This is a genomic window from Nonomuraea sp. NPDC026600 (genome assembly GCF_040638335.1).
Taxonomy (GTDB): Bacteria; Actinomycetota; Actinomycetes; order Streptosporangiales; family Streptosporangiaceae; genus Nonomuraea.
Genome location: NZ_JBEZYD010000007.1, coordinates 87,658 through 101,995, shown reverse-complemented (window position 1 = coordinate 101,995; position 14,338 = coordinate 87,658). Strand labels below are relative to the sequence as shown.

At 69.4% G+C, this 14,338-nt stretch carries 13 protein-coding genes; 2 read left to right on the top strand and 11 right to left on the bottom strand.

What is annotated here, in order from left to right:
* From AB0F17_RS18735 to AB0F17_RS18725, 3 genes are read right to left on the bottom strand one after another with little or no spacing between them, the layout of a single operon-like run.
* The gene (locus tag AB0F17_RS18735; protein WP_358024162.1) at positions 1-828 is read right to left on the bottom strand and encodes a carbohydrate ABC transporter permease; all 828 of its coding nucleotides are present in this window, start codon (positions 826-828) and stop codon (positions 1-3) included.
* On the bottom strand, positions 825-1,760 hold the full coding sequence (locus tag AB0F17_RS18730; protein WP_358024159.1) for a sugar ABC transporter permease: 936 nt from the start codon (positions 1,758-1,760) through the stop codon (positions 825-827). Before AB0F17_RS18730 ends, AB0F17_RS18735 begins: the two co-directional genes overlap by 4 nt.
* Positions 1,757-3,040 (bottom strand): extracellular solute-binding protein, encoded by a 1,284-nt coding sequence (locus AB0F17_RS18725; RefSeq protein ID WP_358024156.1) that lies wholly within the window; start codon positions 3,038-3,040, stop codon positions 1,757-1,759. The genes AB0F17_RS18730 and AB0F17_RS18725 overlap by 4 nt, the downstream gene beginning before the upstream one ends.
* 235 nt (positions 3,041-3,275) lie before the next feature.
* Here AB0F17_RS18725 and AB0F17_RS18720 point away from each other — a divergent pair, with 235 nt between their 5' ends.
* The gene (locus AB0F17_RS18720; protein WP_358024153.1) at positions 3,276-4,328 is read left to right on the top strand and encodes a LacI family DNA-binding transcriptional regulator; all 1,053 of its coding nucleotides are present in this window, start codon (positions 3,276-3,278) and stop codon (positions 4,326-4,328) included.
* Positions 4,329-4,442: 114 nt separating this feature from the next.
* On the opposite strand, the gene AB0F17_RS18715 is transcribed toward AB0F17_RS18720, so the two are convergent.
* From AB0F17_RS18715 to AB0F17_RS18680, 8 genes are all read right to left on the bottom strand, one after another.
* Positions 4,443-4,853 (bottom strand): hypothetical protein, encoded by a 411-nt coding sequence (locus AB0F17_RS18715; protein ID WP_358024150.1) that lies wholly within the window; start codon positions 4,851-4,853, stop codon positions 4,443-4,445.
* Between the two features lie 197 nt (positions 4,854-5,050).
* Positions 5,051-6,226 carry an MFS transporter gene (locus AB0F17_RS18710; protein ID WP_358024147.1) on the bottom strand — a complete coding sequence of 392 codons (1,176 nt, stop codon included), beginning with the start codon at positions 6,224-6,226 and terminating at the stop codon, positions 5,051-5,053.
* 108 nt (positions 6,227-6,334) lie between these two features.
* Positions 6,335-7,120: an ATP-binding cassette domain-containing protein gene (locus AB0F17_RS18705; RefSeq protein WP_358024144.1), complete on the bottom strand. Its 786-nt coding sequence runs from the start codon at positions 7,118-7,120 to the stop codon at positions 6,335-6,337.
* On the bottom strand, positions 7,113-8,087 hold the full coding sequence (locus tag AB0F17_RS18700) for an ABC transporter ATP-binding protein (RefSeq protein ID WP_358024141.1): 975 nt from the start codon (positions 8,085-8,087) through the stop codon (positions 7,113-7,115). The genes AB0F17_RS18705 and AB0F17_RS18700 overlap by 8 nt, the downstream gene beginning before the upstream one ends.
* Positions 8,084-8,962, bottom strand: a complete 879-nt coding sequence (locus AB0F17_RS18695; RefSeq protein WP_358024139.1) for an ABC transporter permease — start codon at positions 8,960-8,962, stop codon at positions 8,084-8,086. Before AB0F17_RS18695 ends, AB0F17_RS18700 begins: the two co-directional genes overlap by 4 nt.
* Positions 8,959-9,903, bottom strand: coding sequence for an ABC transporter permease (locus tag AB0F17_RS18690; RefSeq protein WP_358024136.1), 945 nt, complete (start codon positions 9,901-9,903; stop codon positions 8,959-8,961). Before AB0F17_RS18690 ends, AB0F17_RS18695 begins: the two co-directional genes overlap by 4 nt.
* A gap of 4 nt (positions 9,904-9,907) precedes the next feature.
* Positions 9,908-11,563 (bottom strand): ABC transporter substrate-binding protein, encoded by a 1,656-nt coding sequence (locus tag AB0F17_RS18685; RefSeq protein WP_358024133.1) that lies wholly within the window; start codon positions 11,561-11,563, stop codon positions 9,908-9,910.
* Between the two features lie 96 nt (positions 11,564-11,659).
* Positions 11,660-13,195 (bottom strand): MFS transporter, encoded by a 1,536-nt coding sequence (locus tag AB0F17_RS18680; RefSeq protein WP_358024130.1) that lies wholly within the window; start codon positions 13,193-13,195, stop codon positions 11,660-11,662.
* 146 nt (positions 13,196-13,341) lie between these two features.
* Between AB0F17_RS18680 and AB0F17_RS18675 the strand changes: the two genes are divergently transcribed.
* Entirely contained in the window at positions 13,342-14,325 is a 984-nt protein-coding gene (locus AB0F17_RS18675) for an AsnC family transcriptional regulator (protein ID WP_358024127.1), read from the top strand.
* The last annotated feature ends 13 nt before the right edge of the window (positions 14,326-14,338 follow it).

Sequence of the window (14,338 nt, the reverse complement as noted above, 5' to 3'; positions counted from 1 at the left end):
TCAGCCCTTGACGGCGCCGGCGGTCATCCCGGCGACGATCTTGCGGTTGAAGAAGACGAAGGCCAGCAGCGGTGGGATCGTGATCAGCACGATGTCCATGAACAGCAGGTTCCACTGCGTGCTGTACTGGCTCTGGAAGTTGTAGAGGGTGACCTGCACGGTGGCGTTCTCGTCGCCCGGCGTGAAGTACAGCGGGTTGACGAAGTCGTTGAAGACGGCCACCGAGCCGGTGAGGATCACGGTGATGGTGACCGGCCGCAGTAGCGGGAAGATCACCCGGAAGAACAGGGAGAGCCCGGTGCAGCCGTCGATCATGGCGGCCTCGTCCAGTTCGCGCGGGATGGCCGCGATGAACGCGCGAAACAGCAGCACCGCGTACGGCAGACCGAACGCGACCTCCACCAGGATCAGCCCCGGCAGGGTCTTGAACAGGCCGAGCGCCTGCAGCAGCCAGATGGTGGGCACGATCGCGGGCGGGATGATCAGCCCGGACAGCACCAGGAAGCCGGCCACCGAGCCGAGCTTGCCGGAGCGGCGCTGCAGCACGAAGCCGGCCATCGCCGCGAAGATCACAATGAACGCGACCGAGGCGACCGTCAGGATGGTGCTGTTGACGTAGGCGCGCAGCAGCACGTAGTCGCGCGCCTCGATGACCTCCGTCAGATTCTGGATGATCCGCCAGTCGACCGGCCAGGAGAAGTCCAGGTCGGCGGCCTGTACCTGGTCCTTCACGGCGGTGAGCAGCATGAACGTGAACGGGATCAGGAAGATCACGGTGGCCAGGACCAGCGCGATCACTTCCGCACTGAGCCTTTTGACTGCTCTCATAGGGCGACCTGCCTTCTGCCCAGGAAGTGGTTGAGCGGGAGCACGAGGGCGGTCACGAGAACGAACAGGATCACGTTGCCCGCGGTGGACAGGCCGAAGAAGCCGGCCTGGTACTGCTTGTAGATGATCGAGGCGACGGTGTCGCTGGTGAAGCCGGGCCCGCCGCGGGTCATCGTCCAGATCAGGTCGAACGAGCGCAGCCCGCCGATGAACGACAGGATGATCACCGAGAAGGTCGCCGGCCGGCTCAGCGGCAGTGTGACGTGCCGGAACCGGTGCCAGGCGCCGCCCCCGTCCACCGCCACCGCCTGGTAATAGTCGCGCGGGATTGACAGGATGCCGGCGATGTAGATGACGGTGGCCAGGCCGACGCCTTTCCACACGTCCACCAGCGCGACCGACAGCAGCGCGGTGTTCGCGTCGCCCAGCCAGTCGGGGCCCTCGACGCCGATCAGGGCGAGGGTCCGGTTCACCAGCCCGGTGTCGGGCTTGAGCAGCACGCTGAAGGTGATGCCGACCGCCACCGTGGAGACCAGCACCGGGAAGAACACCACCGAACGCATGAAGCCACGCATCCGCAGCCTGCTGGTCAGCAGCACACCCAGCAGCAGTCCGAGCACCACCTTCAGCCCGCTCGTCAGCACCGCGTAGATGACGGTGTTGGCGAAGCCGATGCGCAGGTTCTGCTCGGCGAAGAAGTCCCGGAAGTTCTGCAGCCCCACGAAGGTGCTGTCGAACAGCGTCCAGCGGGTCAGCGCGAAGTAGAACGCCATCACCGTCGGCACCAGGAAGATCACCAGGTAGACGACGGCGGCCGGCAGGTACAGCCAGTACGGGTAGGCCGAGCGCTGCCGGTTGTAGAAGGCGCGGGCATGGCGCTGGTCGGGTACTCCGTCGGACCCCGTGCGGGGTCCGACGGCCTGCTTGGTCACCACCCCGTGAGCCCCAACTGCTTGGCCTGCTTCTCCACGTCCTTGTCGTACTGGGCGGCGGCCTCGGCCGGCGAGGTCAGCCCGGAACCGACCGCGACGGTGATCTGCTCCAGTGACGGGCCTTTCACCGGGGACACGAACTCCAGCGCGGGCGCGGTGGCGCCCTTGTCGATGTACGCCTGCACGTCCTTGGCCACCTGCAGAGCGTTGTCCGGCAGCTTGGCGCCCTTCACCCGGTACGGCCCAGTCGGCTGCACGACTTCGTTGATCGCGTCGGCGGCGGCCGGCGAGGCGACGAAGGCCAGGAACTTCTTGGCCGCGTCCAGGTGCTTGGTCGTCTTGGGGATGTAGATCGCGGGCGGCTCCCAGACGCTGGCGCCGTTCTTGGCGGCGTCGGTGCCCGGGACACCGAAGAAGCCGACGTCGGTGGCCGCCTGCGGGCTCGTCGCCAGTACGGGCGGCAAGACCGCGGTGAGCATCGGGTAGTGCGCGCCCTTGCCTTCGGCGAGCAACTTCAGTCCTTGATCGAGGGTCGCCGAGCCGAAACCCTTGTTGAGGTAGCCCTTGGCGTGCACGTCGGCCAGGTGCTGGAAGCCCGCCTGCGCTGCCGGGGTGGTGGCGAACTTGGCCTTACCCGCGGTGTAGTCCTTCGCGAAGCCCGGCACAGCGGCCTGGACGTTGTAGAAGTCGGCCAGCACGAACAGCTGCGAGGTCCAGGTGTCCTTGAACGTCGAGATCACCGGCGTGATCCCGGCCGCCTTGATCTTCTCGTTGTTGGCCATGAACTCGTCCCAGGTCGTGGGCACCCGCAGGCCGAGCTTCTCGTAGACCTTGCGGTTGTAGAGGATGCCACCGCCGGACGCGGCGCTGGCCGGCACGCCGTACGCGTGGTCGCCCTGGGTCACCACCGGCAGGTAGTCCGGCTGGACGTTGGCCAGCACGGGGTCGCCGGTGAGGTCGACGAGGGTCTGAGCCGGGTTGAGCGCTTGCAGCAGCGAACCGGAGTTGTACCAGAACACATCCGTCATCTCGCCGGTCGAGAGCCGGGTCTTGACGATGTTGTCGCCCTCGCTGCCGCCGGGCTGCGTCTCGATCGCGACCTTGATCTTGGGATTGGCCCGCATGAAGGCGTTGGCGAGCGCCTTCGTCGTGTCCACGGTCGACTGGTCGCTGCCCGTCATGAAGGACAGGGTGACGCTGCCGTCGGCGGCCGGCTGCGAGCCGGAGCCGCAGGAGGTCAGGGCCGCTGTCGTGAGTACGGCCAGGGCCGTTCCCAACATGCGGTGAGAGGTCTGCACAACGCCCTCCGGGTTTGTTGAATCGTTTTAACGGCCCCCGATGCGACTTAACGTAGGCGTTACCTCGCCGAAGCGTCAAGAGTCGTTTTGGGTAACGTTTCCCACGCGTCACCCAGCTCACAGCCGTGGTTTCTTGCGCCGAAAATGGATAACGTTACCCACTTGACCGGCGTCACGGCCCCGTACAATCGGATCCCGCCTTGTGAAAGGGAGCTTGATGGTCACGCCCAATCGACGGCGCCGGGTGACGATCGCCGACGTGGCCAGCCACGCCCAGGTCTCGATCACCGCGGTGTCCAAGGTGATCCGCAACGCCTACGGCGTCAGCCCGGCCATGAAAGACCGGGTCAAGACGGCCATCCAGGAGCTGGGCTATCGCCCGCAGGCGGCCGCGCGGGCGATGCGCGGGCGGACCTTCACGATCGGCGTGGTGCTGCCGCACATCAGAAACCCGTTCTTCGCCGACATCCTCGACGGGCTCACCGAACAACTCGAGGGGACCGACTACCAGGCGATCATGATCCAGGGAGGCGTCACCCGTCAGGCCGAGAAACGGGCGGTCGACGCACTGATGGATCGGCAGGTCGACGGCATCCTCATGGTCGGCCCCCTCGCCGCTAAAACACGACTGGAGGAGGTGGGGCACGACATGCCCACCGTGGTGCTCGGACGTCACGAGCGCTCAGCCGTCTACGACTCGGTGGTCGACGATGACGACGCCGGCTCCGAACTCGTCGTCAAGCACCTGATCTCACTCGGACACCGGCGGATCGTGCACATCACCCACCAGGACAACAGCAGCGCGCGGCCTGCCGACCTGCTGCACATCATCCGGGCCGAAGCCTACAAACGGGTCATGCACGAGCACGGTCTTCAGGACGAGACAGCCATCGCGAAGGCCTACTACAACGAGGAAGGCGGCTACCAGGGCGCCCGCGAACTGCTGAGCCGGTCCCCCCGCCCGACGGCGATCTTCGCGGGAGCCGACCAGGCGGCCTTCGGTGCGCTCGCCGCGGTCCACGAGGCCGGCCTGTCGGTCCCGGCGGACATCTCGGTCGCCGGCTATGACAACACGAAGCTGGCCGACCTGCCCAACATCTCGCTGACCAGCGTCGACCAGGACGGCGCCGTCATGGGTAGCACCGCCGCACGGCTCCTGCTCGAACGCGTCGAAGGCCGCACCTCGGCGGTGCGCTTCTCCGTCAACCCACGCCTGGTCATCCGCCGCTCCACCGCCCCTCCAGACGGCTCGCCGCGGACCGCGACCTGACGGCGAGATCTTGCGGCCGACGCCGCAGCTCAGCGGGCCATTCCCGAGCACGGAAAGAATCGTCGCCCAGGCGGTGGGCCGCCTGGGCGAACTGGCCGACAGCCTAAGGACGGGTCAGGGGACGATGACGTGGAAGCCGGTGTCGCGGGCGCCGGCGGCGCTACCGGTACCGACGAACACGTCGCGGGAGTCCCCGCAGGGGACGCTGCCGTCGGGGCGGACGAAGATGCTGGAGTCCCAGGGCGCGCCTGTCCACTGGCTGGTGGCGACCGGGACGGTGTTCATGGCGTTGATGTCGGAGTCGAGCCGGATGCAGTACTGGCCGACGGCGATCCTGCGGACGGCGGTGACGCCTTTGGAGCGGACGACGGAGCCGTTGGCGTTGACGATGGCGGCGGCGCGGACACCCGGGCCGGAGGCGCCGCCGAGATCGGCCAGTGCCGGGAGGGCGAAGGCGCCGAGCGCGCCGGCACAGGTGGTCAGGGTCACGGCCATGGCCATGGTGGTCTTCTTGATGCGCGGCATGCCGGCTCTCTTTCGAGCAAGGAACGGTACGGGACAGGCTTCTCATCGGGCCGGGCGATGAGCTGCCGGCCGTTCCAAAGCCAGCACTCACTGTAGTTTTTTCACTACATGAAGTGACTGTGGCGACACGTAAAGATGAAGTCTCCTCATGCTGAAACGCGAGACCCGTGGCGGTCTCGGGTCTCGCGCCCGCCGGATCAGCGCGGCTTGTTGAGCGACCACAGGGATGCCGCCATGAGGAGGGCGGTCAGCCCGCCGCAGATCATCACGGTGGAGACCGTGAAGGCGTCGATGATGCTGCCGCCGAAGAGCGCGCCGAGGGCGAACGTCGCTTGGAAGGAGGACGTGAAGAGGATCGTGGCGCCTTCCGGCGATTGGGGGGCGGAGTCGAGGAACCAGGCTTGGGAACAGATGGGCACCCCGCCATAGGCCAGACCCCACAGCACCAGCAGCACGACAGCGCCGACGGTTGTGCTGCCGACCACGGGCAGCATCAAGGTGGTGAGTGCGATCAAGCAGCCGGTGGCCGCGAAGGTGCCGCGCAGGCTTATGGCGATGGCTTTGCCCGCCAGGAAGTTGCCGGCGATTCCGGCGCTGCCGTACGCCAGGAGCGCCCCGCTGATGGCCGTGGGGGACAGGTGGGTGATGTGCTGGAGGAAGGGCGTGATGTAGGTGTAGGTGCCGAAGTGCGCAAGGACGATGAGGAAGGTGGCCAGCAAGGCGATCTTCGTACCCCGGTGGCGTAGCAGGTCGAGCAGGACGCGAGGGCTGGTGACCTGGTGGGCGGGCAGCGGTGGCAGCAGCGCCAGCAGGGCGATCAGGACGAGGATCGCCAGCGCGGCCAGGGTGAGGAAGGCGGTACGCCAGCCGGCGATGTGGCCGATGAAGGTTCCGGCCGGCACACCGAGTACGGAGCCCAGCGGCACGGCGGAGAAGATCAGGGCGGTGGCGGTGCCGACCGACGGCGGCGGCACCAGGCGGGCGGCCAGCCCGGCCCCGATCGACCAGAAGCCGCCGATGGTGAGGCCGACGAGCGCTCTGGAGATCAGCATGATCCAGTAGGAGCCGGCCACGGCCGCCAGCACGTCGGCGATGGCGAGGACCGCCATGAGAGCGCACAGCATGACCCGCCGGTCCAGTCGGGCGGTGGCCAGCGTGACGGCGGGCGCGGCGATCGCGGCGACGATGCCGGGCAGGGTCATGGTCAGCCCGGTGATGCCGTCGGAGAGGCCGAAGTCGGCGCCGATGGTGGTCAACAGGCCGATCGGCAGGATCTCACTGGTGACGATCGCGAAGATGCCCAGCGTGAGCGAGATGACCGCCAGCCAGTCGATGAGTGGCGAGCGTGTTCGGATGGGCGTGATCGTGGACATGGTTCCCGTTCAGACCGGAGCGCGTGGAGCAGGGCAACCAGCCAAGCAGTCACAGAGCCGCAGGCACCGGCATGTTTCGGACCACACCATCGGGGTTCGCCAGAGAGGTCATCGTGTCTCGCGCACCTGCCAGCCGGGGCGGGGGACGCTCGCGCGCAGCAGCCGCGTGTACGGGTGCTCGGGCGCGTCGAGCACCCGGCCGGTCGGCCCGCGTTCGATGATCGCGCCGTGCCGCATCACGACGACGTCATCGGTGACCTGGCGGACCACGGCGAGGTCGTGGCTGATGAACAGGTAGGCCACGCCGGTGCGTTCGCGTACGTCCGCCAGCACGTTGAGGACCTGCGCCTGGATGGAGACGTCGAGCGCGGCGACGGACTCGTCGAGGATGAGGATCCGCGGCTCGGCGGCCAGCGCCCGGGCGATGGCCACCCGCTGGCGCTGCCCGCCCGACAGCCGCGACGGGAGTGCCGCCATCTGGCGTTCGTCGAGCCCGACGAGGTCGGCGAGCTCCGCCACTCTGGCGCGCCGCCGCTCTCGATCGAGACGGGTGTGCAGCCGCAGGACCTCCGCCACCGCGGCGGCGGGACTCTGGCGGGGGTCGAGGCTGGAGTAGGGATCCTGGAAGACGATCTGGACCTGGCCGCCGCGGTCCCGGCGTTCCCGCGCCGAGCGGGCCGGCTGCGAACGGTCGCGCCCGCAGGCGGTGACGCGCCCGGCCGTCGGCCGTTCGAGGCCCACGATCATGCGGGCCACGGTGGTCTTGCCGGATCCCGACTCGCCGACGATGGCCAGCGCGCCCGCCGGGGGGAGCGAGAAGCTCACATCCCGTACGGCGGTCGCCTCCCCGAAGTCCTTGCGGAGTCCCTCGACCTCGAGGATCGCCTCAGTCATGGGACACCGCCAGCTCCTCGGCCCGTACGCAGGCCACCTGGCCGCCGTCCAGGGGACGAAGGTCCGGTCGTTCGTCGTGGCAGCGTTGCCGTACGTGCGGGCACCGGGTGCTGAACGGACAGCCGTCCGGCGCCTCGAACGCCGACAGCGGCCGGCCCGGGGTGGTCACCAGGCGCTCGGCCCGCCGCTCCAGGGAGGGACGGGCGGCGGCCAGCGCCACCGTGTAGGGGTGCAGCGCATGGTCGTGCAGCAGCGCCGACGCGCGGACCTCCATGACGCGGCCCGCGTACATCACCGCCGTCCGGTCGCAGACGGCCGCCGCGAGTTCGAGGTCGTGGGTGATGAACAGCATGGCCAGACCGCGTTCGCGGCGTAGTTCGTCGAGGATGGCCATCACTTCGGCCTGCGTGGTGACGTCGAGTGCGGTGGTGGGCTCGTCGGCCAGCAGCAGGTGCGGCTCGGTGAGCAGCGCGGCGGCGATCATGACGCGTTGCAGCAGTCCTCCGGAGAGCTCGTGCGGGTATTGCCGCAAGCGTCGCGGGCCGTCCGCCACGCCCACCTCGTCGAGGACGCGGACCGCGCGGCCCTCGGCCTCCCGCCGGGGAACCCGCTGGTTGACGCGGAGCGCCTCGGTCAGGAAGTCGCCCACGGTGCGTACCGGGTTGATGTGGGCGCGCGGGTCCTGGAAGACCATGGACACGCTGGAGCGAAGGTCGCGCAGCGGCTGCCCGCGCAGAGATGGGACGTCGGTCCCGCGGTAGCGGATCGTCCCCTCGACGAGCGCGCCGGGAGGGAGCAGCCGCACGATCGAGCGGGCGGTCATGGATTTTCCCGACCCCGATTCGCCGACCAGGCCGACCGCCTCCCCGGCGGCGATGCTCAGCGACACGTCGCTGAGGACGGTCCTCGGTTCGCCGTCGAGCGGCAGTCGCACCGTCAGGCCGCTGATGCGGAGCAGGTCGTTCACGCGGCACCTCCTCGCCTGGGACGCCACCAGCGCGACGGGCCGAACGTCCCGCCCTGCCCGGAGCCGTCGGACAGCCGTTCGCCGAGCACGTTGAACGCCACGACCAGGACGACGATGCAGCCGCCCGCCAGCAACGACTCGGCCGGGTACCCCTGCAGGACACCGGACTGCCCGCCGGCGACCATGACGCCCCAGTCGGCGTCGGGCGGCTGCACGCCGAGGCCGAAGTACGACACGATGGCCAGATCCACCATGGCGTAGCCGAAGAAGAGCGTGGCCTGGGCGGCGATGAGCGGGATGAGGTTGGGCACGAGGTGGCGCAGGCAGATCGCCATCGCCCCCAATCCCTGCACCTCCAGCGCCTGGACGTAGGCTTTGCGGCGCTCGGCCAGCGCCGCGCTGCGCAGCAGTCGGGCGATGTACGGGACGTAGGCCACCGACAGCGCGAGCACCGCCGCGCTCAGGCCCGGACCGAAGACGGCGGCGACGAGCATCGCGAGCAGGACTCCCGGGAAGGCGAACACCACGTCGAGGGCCGCCGACACGACGGAGTCCAGCCATCCGCCGACCCAGGCGGCCGCGATCGCGATGATCGTTCCTGCCGCCATGCTCAGTGCGACGACCCAGAGGGGGCCGAGCAGCGAGGTTCGCGAGCCGGTCAGCAGGCGGGCGAGAAGATCGCGTCCCTGGCCGTCGTACCCGAGCGGGTGTCCCGCCCCGGGGGCCGCGTAGGCGCTGGCGAAGTCGCTGGCGTTCGGGTCGGCGGACAGCGCCGGTCCGAGTAGTGACAGGGCGACCGCCGCGACGATCACGACGGCAGCCGTCGTGCCGAGTGGTCCCCACCTGCTTCCCAGGGGCACGGTGACCGCGGTCATGCTCGTCTCCCCAGTTTGATCCGGGGGTCGAGCATCGCTGCCACGACGTCGACCAGGGTGTTGACGAGGACGAATGACGTGACGAGTACGAGCGAGATGCCCTGCACGACGGCGAAGTCCTTGGACAGCGCGGCACTGACGAGGTAGGAGCCCAGGCCGTTGAGGCTGAAGGCCCGTTCCACCACCGCCGCCAGCGCGATCATCGACGCCACCGTCATGCCGGCCAGCGTGCTGATCGGGACGGCGGCGTTGCGCAGGGCGTGGCGGCGTACCACGGCCCCATAGGGAATGCCGCGGCTGACCGCCGTCTGCACATGCTCGCGGCCCAGCTCCGCGCGTACGGTGGTCCGGGTCACCCGGGCGACGGCTGCGGTGGAGGCCGCCGCCAGGGCGAAGGCCGGAAGCGTGAGGTGGCGGATGCCGTCCCACAGCCCGGAGCCGTTGCCGAGTGCCGGCAGCCACCGCAGGTTCACCGCGAAGATCCCGATGAGCACGATCGCGGCGACGAAGGGCGGAACGGCCACCACCACCGCCGTCGACATCACCACGAGGGAGTCCACGATCCCCGGACGCAGCGCCGCCAGCAGCCCGAGCGACACGCCGGCGAGCAGCACGATCAGGGCCGCGTAGAGGATCAGGGCGATGGTCGTCCCGGAGCGGGAGCCGATGAGCTCCGACACGTCCTGCCGGAGGGTGATCGACACGCCCAGGTCGCCCCGTACGGCGTTGCCCAGCCAGGTGACGTACTGCACGAGGAACGGCTCGTCCAGGTGGTAGCGCTGCACGAGGACCGCGACGCTCTCCGGCGGGAGCGAGCGGCCGCCCGAGAGGGTCGCCAGCGGATTGCCCGGTGCGACCGACAGCCCGGCGAACACCACGAAGCTCGACACGAGCAGGGTCGCCGCCAGCATGATCGCCCGCCGCATGAGGAACGCGGCCATGCGCCTAGCCCACCGCCCCGAGCTTGCCGGCCCACGGCGCGAACAGGTGCTGCGAGGACACCGTGGCGCCGGTGAGTTTGGCGTTGAGCACGAGGACCGTGTCGGGGGCGACGATCGGTATCCACGGCAGGTCCCCGGTCACGATCTTCTGCGCCTGCACGGTGCTCTCGGCCCGCTGCCGCGCGTCCTCGGTGCCGCGGGCTCGTTCGAGCAGGCCGGCCACCGCCGGATTGCGGTAGCGGCCGTAGTCCTGCGGGCCGCCCGGCAGGGACAGCGTCGCGTAGAGGGCTCCGGGATCGGCCCAGTTGGGGTAGTTGGTGGTGAAGAACCCGTCCACGTCGGCGCGGGCCTGCGCATCCAGGAAGAACCCGCTGTAGGCGTCGGTGGACACCGCCTTCAGCCGAGCCTTGAGGCCGATCTTCTCGGCCGCCGTCTTGAAGAGGTTGGCCTCGGTGGCGAGCTTGTTCAGCTCGTTGCTCATGCCGAAGGTCACGGTCTTGCCGGTCGCGCCGGCCTCCTGGACGAGCCTGCGCGCGGTCTCCAGGTCGGTCTTGGGGTCGGGCAGGCCGTCCCAGGCGGACTGGAAGGTCTGCCGCTCGTACCCCCAGGTGCCGGGGGTGCCGAGGGCGCGAGCCGGCCGGGCGCTGTCCTTGTACAGCGTCTTGATGTACGCCTCGCGGTCGATGGCCAGCGACAGGGCGCGGCGGACGCGCACGTCGGAGAGCGTCCCCCTGCCCACGTCGGCGACGATCAGCGCGTCGATGAGGTACGACGGGCCGTGGTAGACCTTCACCGTGCCGCCGGCGCGGATCTGGTCCATCGTCGACAGCGGCAGTTCGAGGTAGGCGCCGTCCACTTCTCCGGTGAGCAGTGCCGCGGTCAGCGTGGCCTCGTCGGGGATGCCCCTGAAGTCGATCTGCCGCACCAGCGGGGACTCCGCGCGGTTCCAGTAGCCGTCGTTGCGTACGACGGACAGCACGTCACCGGTGCGCCACTGACCGAGCTTGAAGGAGCCGGTGCACATGGCACCGCCCTTCACCGTGCCGTAGTCCTTGCCCTTGGCCGCGACGTAGCTCTTCGAGACCACCATGCCCGGCATGTACGACAGGACGTTGCGCAGCCAGTAGTCCGGCTGCTTCAGCTTCAGGGTGACCTGCAGCGGTCCGGTGGCCTCGACCGAGGTCACGCGGTTCAGGACGGGCACCCAGTAGCCGCCGCCCTTGGGGTCGCGGTTGCGCTCGATGCTGAAGGCGACGTCTTCGGCGGTCATGGGGGAGCCGTCCCAGAACGTCACGCCCTTGCGGAGCGTCAGCACGGCGGTCTTCGGGTCGGGGAAGTCCAGCCGCGTCGCGAGGCCGGGCTCCACCGATCCGTCCGGCGCCTGGCGGAACAGCGACTCGCACATGAGGCTCGTCACGGTGATCTCGGGATAGTCGCCCGCGGTGATCGGGTCGATCGAGGTGGTGCCCCGGTAGAGCGCCCAGGTGACCTTGTCGACCTGCCCGACCCCGGCGGGGGTCGTCGTGACGAGATCGTGTTCGGGGGTGCTCCCCGGAGCCGCCGTGCCCGCAACGTCGCCGCCGTCCCGGTAGCAGCCCGAGGTGATCATCACCAGCGCCACCACTCCGGTGGCGATACTCCGCTTTCGCCAGCCTTGCATCTGAAACCGCCCATCGTGCCAAGGGTGTACCGCTGCCCCTCAGTTCTTAAGTAGTCGAACGATCGCTCAAATAAGGGCCGGCGTCAAGGCATGCTCTCAGGGGGTTATCGGATCGACGGTGATCGCCGTACGGTCTTCAGGGGCTTGGCGGTCATCCGGAGTGGCCCTGCGGACCAGCAGCAGGACGATGGCCGCGGCGATCAGGGCACTGATCCCGCTGAGCAGGAAGATCTGGTCGAGACCGGAGACGAAGGCGGCCCGCACCGTGTGTCCGGCCGCGTCGTGGACCGTTGCGGCCAGGCCATCGACGACGGTGTCCGCCTGGCCACCGATGATCGAGGCGGTCGCCGAGTCCAGGTCGGGGAAGAGGCCGCTGCCGGCGAGCACCGGCCGGACGGCACCGGCCATCGCGGTGGTCATGATCGGGATGCCCAGCGCGAACCCGAACTGGCGCAGGGTGTTCACCGCGGCGCCGGCCATGCCGGCCTTGCTGGGCGGGACGGCGGCGGCCGCGGCCGCCGCCAGCGTCGGTGAGGAGATTCCGACCCCGGCCCCGGTCACGAGCAGCCCGGGCAGCAGCGCCGTCCACTCCGAGTCGCCGGTCACGAGCATGTCCAACAGTCCGCCGACGCCGATGAGCAGCAACCCGATCCCGATGGGCCACTGGGGGGCGACGTTGTTCATGAAACGCCCGGCGAAACCGGACACCACGAACGCCGCGGCGCCCAGAGGCGTCAGCACCAGTCCGGCCGCGACCGGGTCGAAGCGCAGCACCGACTGCGCCCAGATCGACACGAAGACGAGGTTGGCGAACGCGGACGCGCTGAGGACCAACGCGCCCAGCATGAGAGCGGCGAACGACGGGGTGCGGGCCAGGGCGAGGTCCAGCATGGGATCGCGCCGGCGGCGCTCGACGAGCACGAACGCCACCAGCGCGGCGGCGGTCGCCGCGAAGAGCGCGACGGGGACCGGGGCCGTCCAGCCGTCGTCGCCGACCCGGATCAGCCCGAAGATCAACAATGTGGCGGCGAGGGTGAAGGTGATGGTGCCCGGGACGTCGACGCGCCCGCCGGCCGGGTTCTTCGACTCGGCCACATGACGCCGGGCGATCACCCATGCGACCGCCGCGATGGGCAGGTTGACCAGGAAGATGGACCGCCACCCGATGTGCTGGGTGAGCAGCCCGCCCAGGATCGGCCCGGCGGCGGCCGAGATGCCGTTGACCGCTCCCCAGATGCCGAAGGCCACGCTTCGGTCCCGGCCGCTGTAGGTTCCGGCGAGCAGCGCGATGTTGGTCGAGAGCATCGCGGCGGCGCCGAGCCCCTGAACGCCGCGGGCGGCGACAAGGAGACCGCTGGTGGGCGCCAGGCCGCAGGCGAGCGACGCCCCGGCGAAGACGACCAGGCCGACGAGGTAGACCCGGCGCCTGCCGACGAGGTCGGAGGCGGAACCGGCCGCCATCAGCAGGGCCGCCAGCACCAGAACGTACAGATCGACCGTCCACTGCAGGGCCGAGAGCGATGAGTGCAAGCTGGTCGTCATGGCCGGTACGGCCACGCTGACGATGGTGATGTCGACCAGCAACATGAGCGTGGCCAGACAGACGGTCAGGAGAGGGAACCATTTCCGCATCGATAGCTCCAGGGTCCAGGGGCGGCAGAAGGCAGACCCGGAACGCTCGTTCGCGGGCTGCACGAACGAGACTCTCTGCTGCTGATTGCCACAGACGCTGAATCTGCGATACGCGGCGTTTTCTGACAGACAGCTACCATTCCCCGGTGGATCCACTCACCCTTGACGATCTCGACCGGCAGTTGGTGCACGCTCTGCAAATCGACGGCCGCGCCCCGTTCAGCCGGATCGCCGCCGTGCTGGGCACATCCGATCGGACGCTCGCCCGCCGTTATCGCCGGCTGCGTTCGGCGGGCCTGCTCCGTGTGGTCGGTCTGCCCCATGTTCGGCCGTTGGGGCATGTCGACTGGTTCGTGCGCATCCGGTGTACGCCCGATGCCGTCACCACAGTCGCGGCGGCGCTGGCCCGCCGCGAGGACACCTCCTGGGTCACGCTCACCTCCGGCGCCACCGAGGTCACCTGCATCATCCGCGCCCACATCCGGTCCGATCAGGACAACGTGCTGTTGCCGAAGCTGCCCCGTACGGCACGGATCACCGCGGTCACCGCGCACTGCATGCTGCGCGCGGTCGCCGGCACGAGCGGCTGGCCCGGCCGCACCAGCGCCCTGAACCCGCGGCAGATCGAGACCCTGCGCCCTCAGCCACCCACGCTGGACGGCCACTCACCCATGGAGCTGACCGAGGCCGACCAGCGGCTCCTGCCCGTGCTGGCCGCGGACGGGCGCGCCGGCTACCCGGCCCTGGCCGCCGCCACCGGATGGTCCGAGTCCACCGTCCGCCGCCGCCTGGAGGAACTGCGCCGCACCGACGTGCTCTACTTCGAGGTCGAGATCGACCCCATGCTGTTCGGGTACGCCACCGAGGCCGTGCTGTGGCTGACCGTCGCCCCCTCCGAACTGACCGCGGTGGCCGAAGCGCTGGCCGGCCACCCCGAGATCGCCTTCGCGGCGGCCACCACCGGCGATCCCAACATGATCGCCTTCACGGTGTGCGCCGACCCCGGCGCCTTGTACGACTACCTCGCCACCCGTATCGGCGCCTTGCCCGGAGTGCTGAAGGTGGAGACCGCGCTGATCGCCCGCCACGTCAAACGCGCCGGCGCCCGCCTGCTGCCGATGTCCCGCTGACCGTCGCCCCCAG

What these genes read in the sequence shown, in the direction of transcription:
- AB0F17_RS18735 (WP_358024162.1), bottom strand. Translation starts at nt 828, where the DNA reads ATGAGAGCAGTCAAAAGGCTCAGTGCGGAAGTGATCGCGCTGGTCCTG.
- AB0F17_RS18720 (WP_358024153.1), top strand. Translation starts at nt 3,276, where the DNA reads ATGGTCACGCCCAATCGACGGCGCCGGGTGACGATCGCCGACGTGGCC.
- AB0F17_RS18685 (WP_358024133.1), bottom strand. Translation starts at nt 11,563, where the DNA reads ATGCAAGGCTGGCGAAAGCGGAGTATCGCCACCGGAGTGGTGGCGCTG.
- AB0F17_RS18695 (WP_358024139.1), bottom strand. Translation starts at nt 8,962, where the DNA reads ATGACCGCGGTCACCGTGCCCCTGGGAAGCAGGTGGGGACCACTCGGC.
- AB0F17_RS18725 (WP_358024156.1), bottom strand. Translation starts at nt 3,040, where the DNA reads ATGTTGGGAACGGCCCTGGCCGTACTCACGACAGCGGCCCTGACCTCC.
- AB0F17_RS18710 (WP_358024147.1), bottom strand. Translation starts at nt 6,226, where the DNA reads ATGTCCACGATCACGCCCATCCGAACACGCTCGCCACTCATCGACTGG.
- AB0F17_RS18715 (WP_358024150.1), bottom strand. Translation starts at nt 4,853, where the DNA reads ATGCCGCGCATCAAGAAGACCACCATGGCCATGGCCGTGACCCTGACC.
- AB0F17_RS18705 (WP_358024144.1), bottom strand. Translation starts at nt 7,120, where the DNA reads ATGACTGAGGCGATCCTCGAGGTCGAGGGACTCCGCAAGGACTTCGGG.
- AB0F17_RS18690 (WP_358024136.1), bottom strand. Translation starts at nt 9,903, where the DNA reads ATGGCCGCGTTCCTCATGCGGCGGGCGATCATGCTGGCGGCGACCCTG.
- AB0F17_RS18680 (WP_358024130.1), bottom strand. Translation starts at nt 13,195, where the DNA reads ATGCGGAAATGGTTCCCTCTCCTGACCGTCTGTCTGGCCACGCTCATG.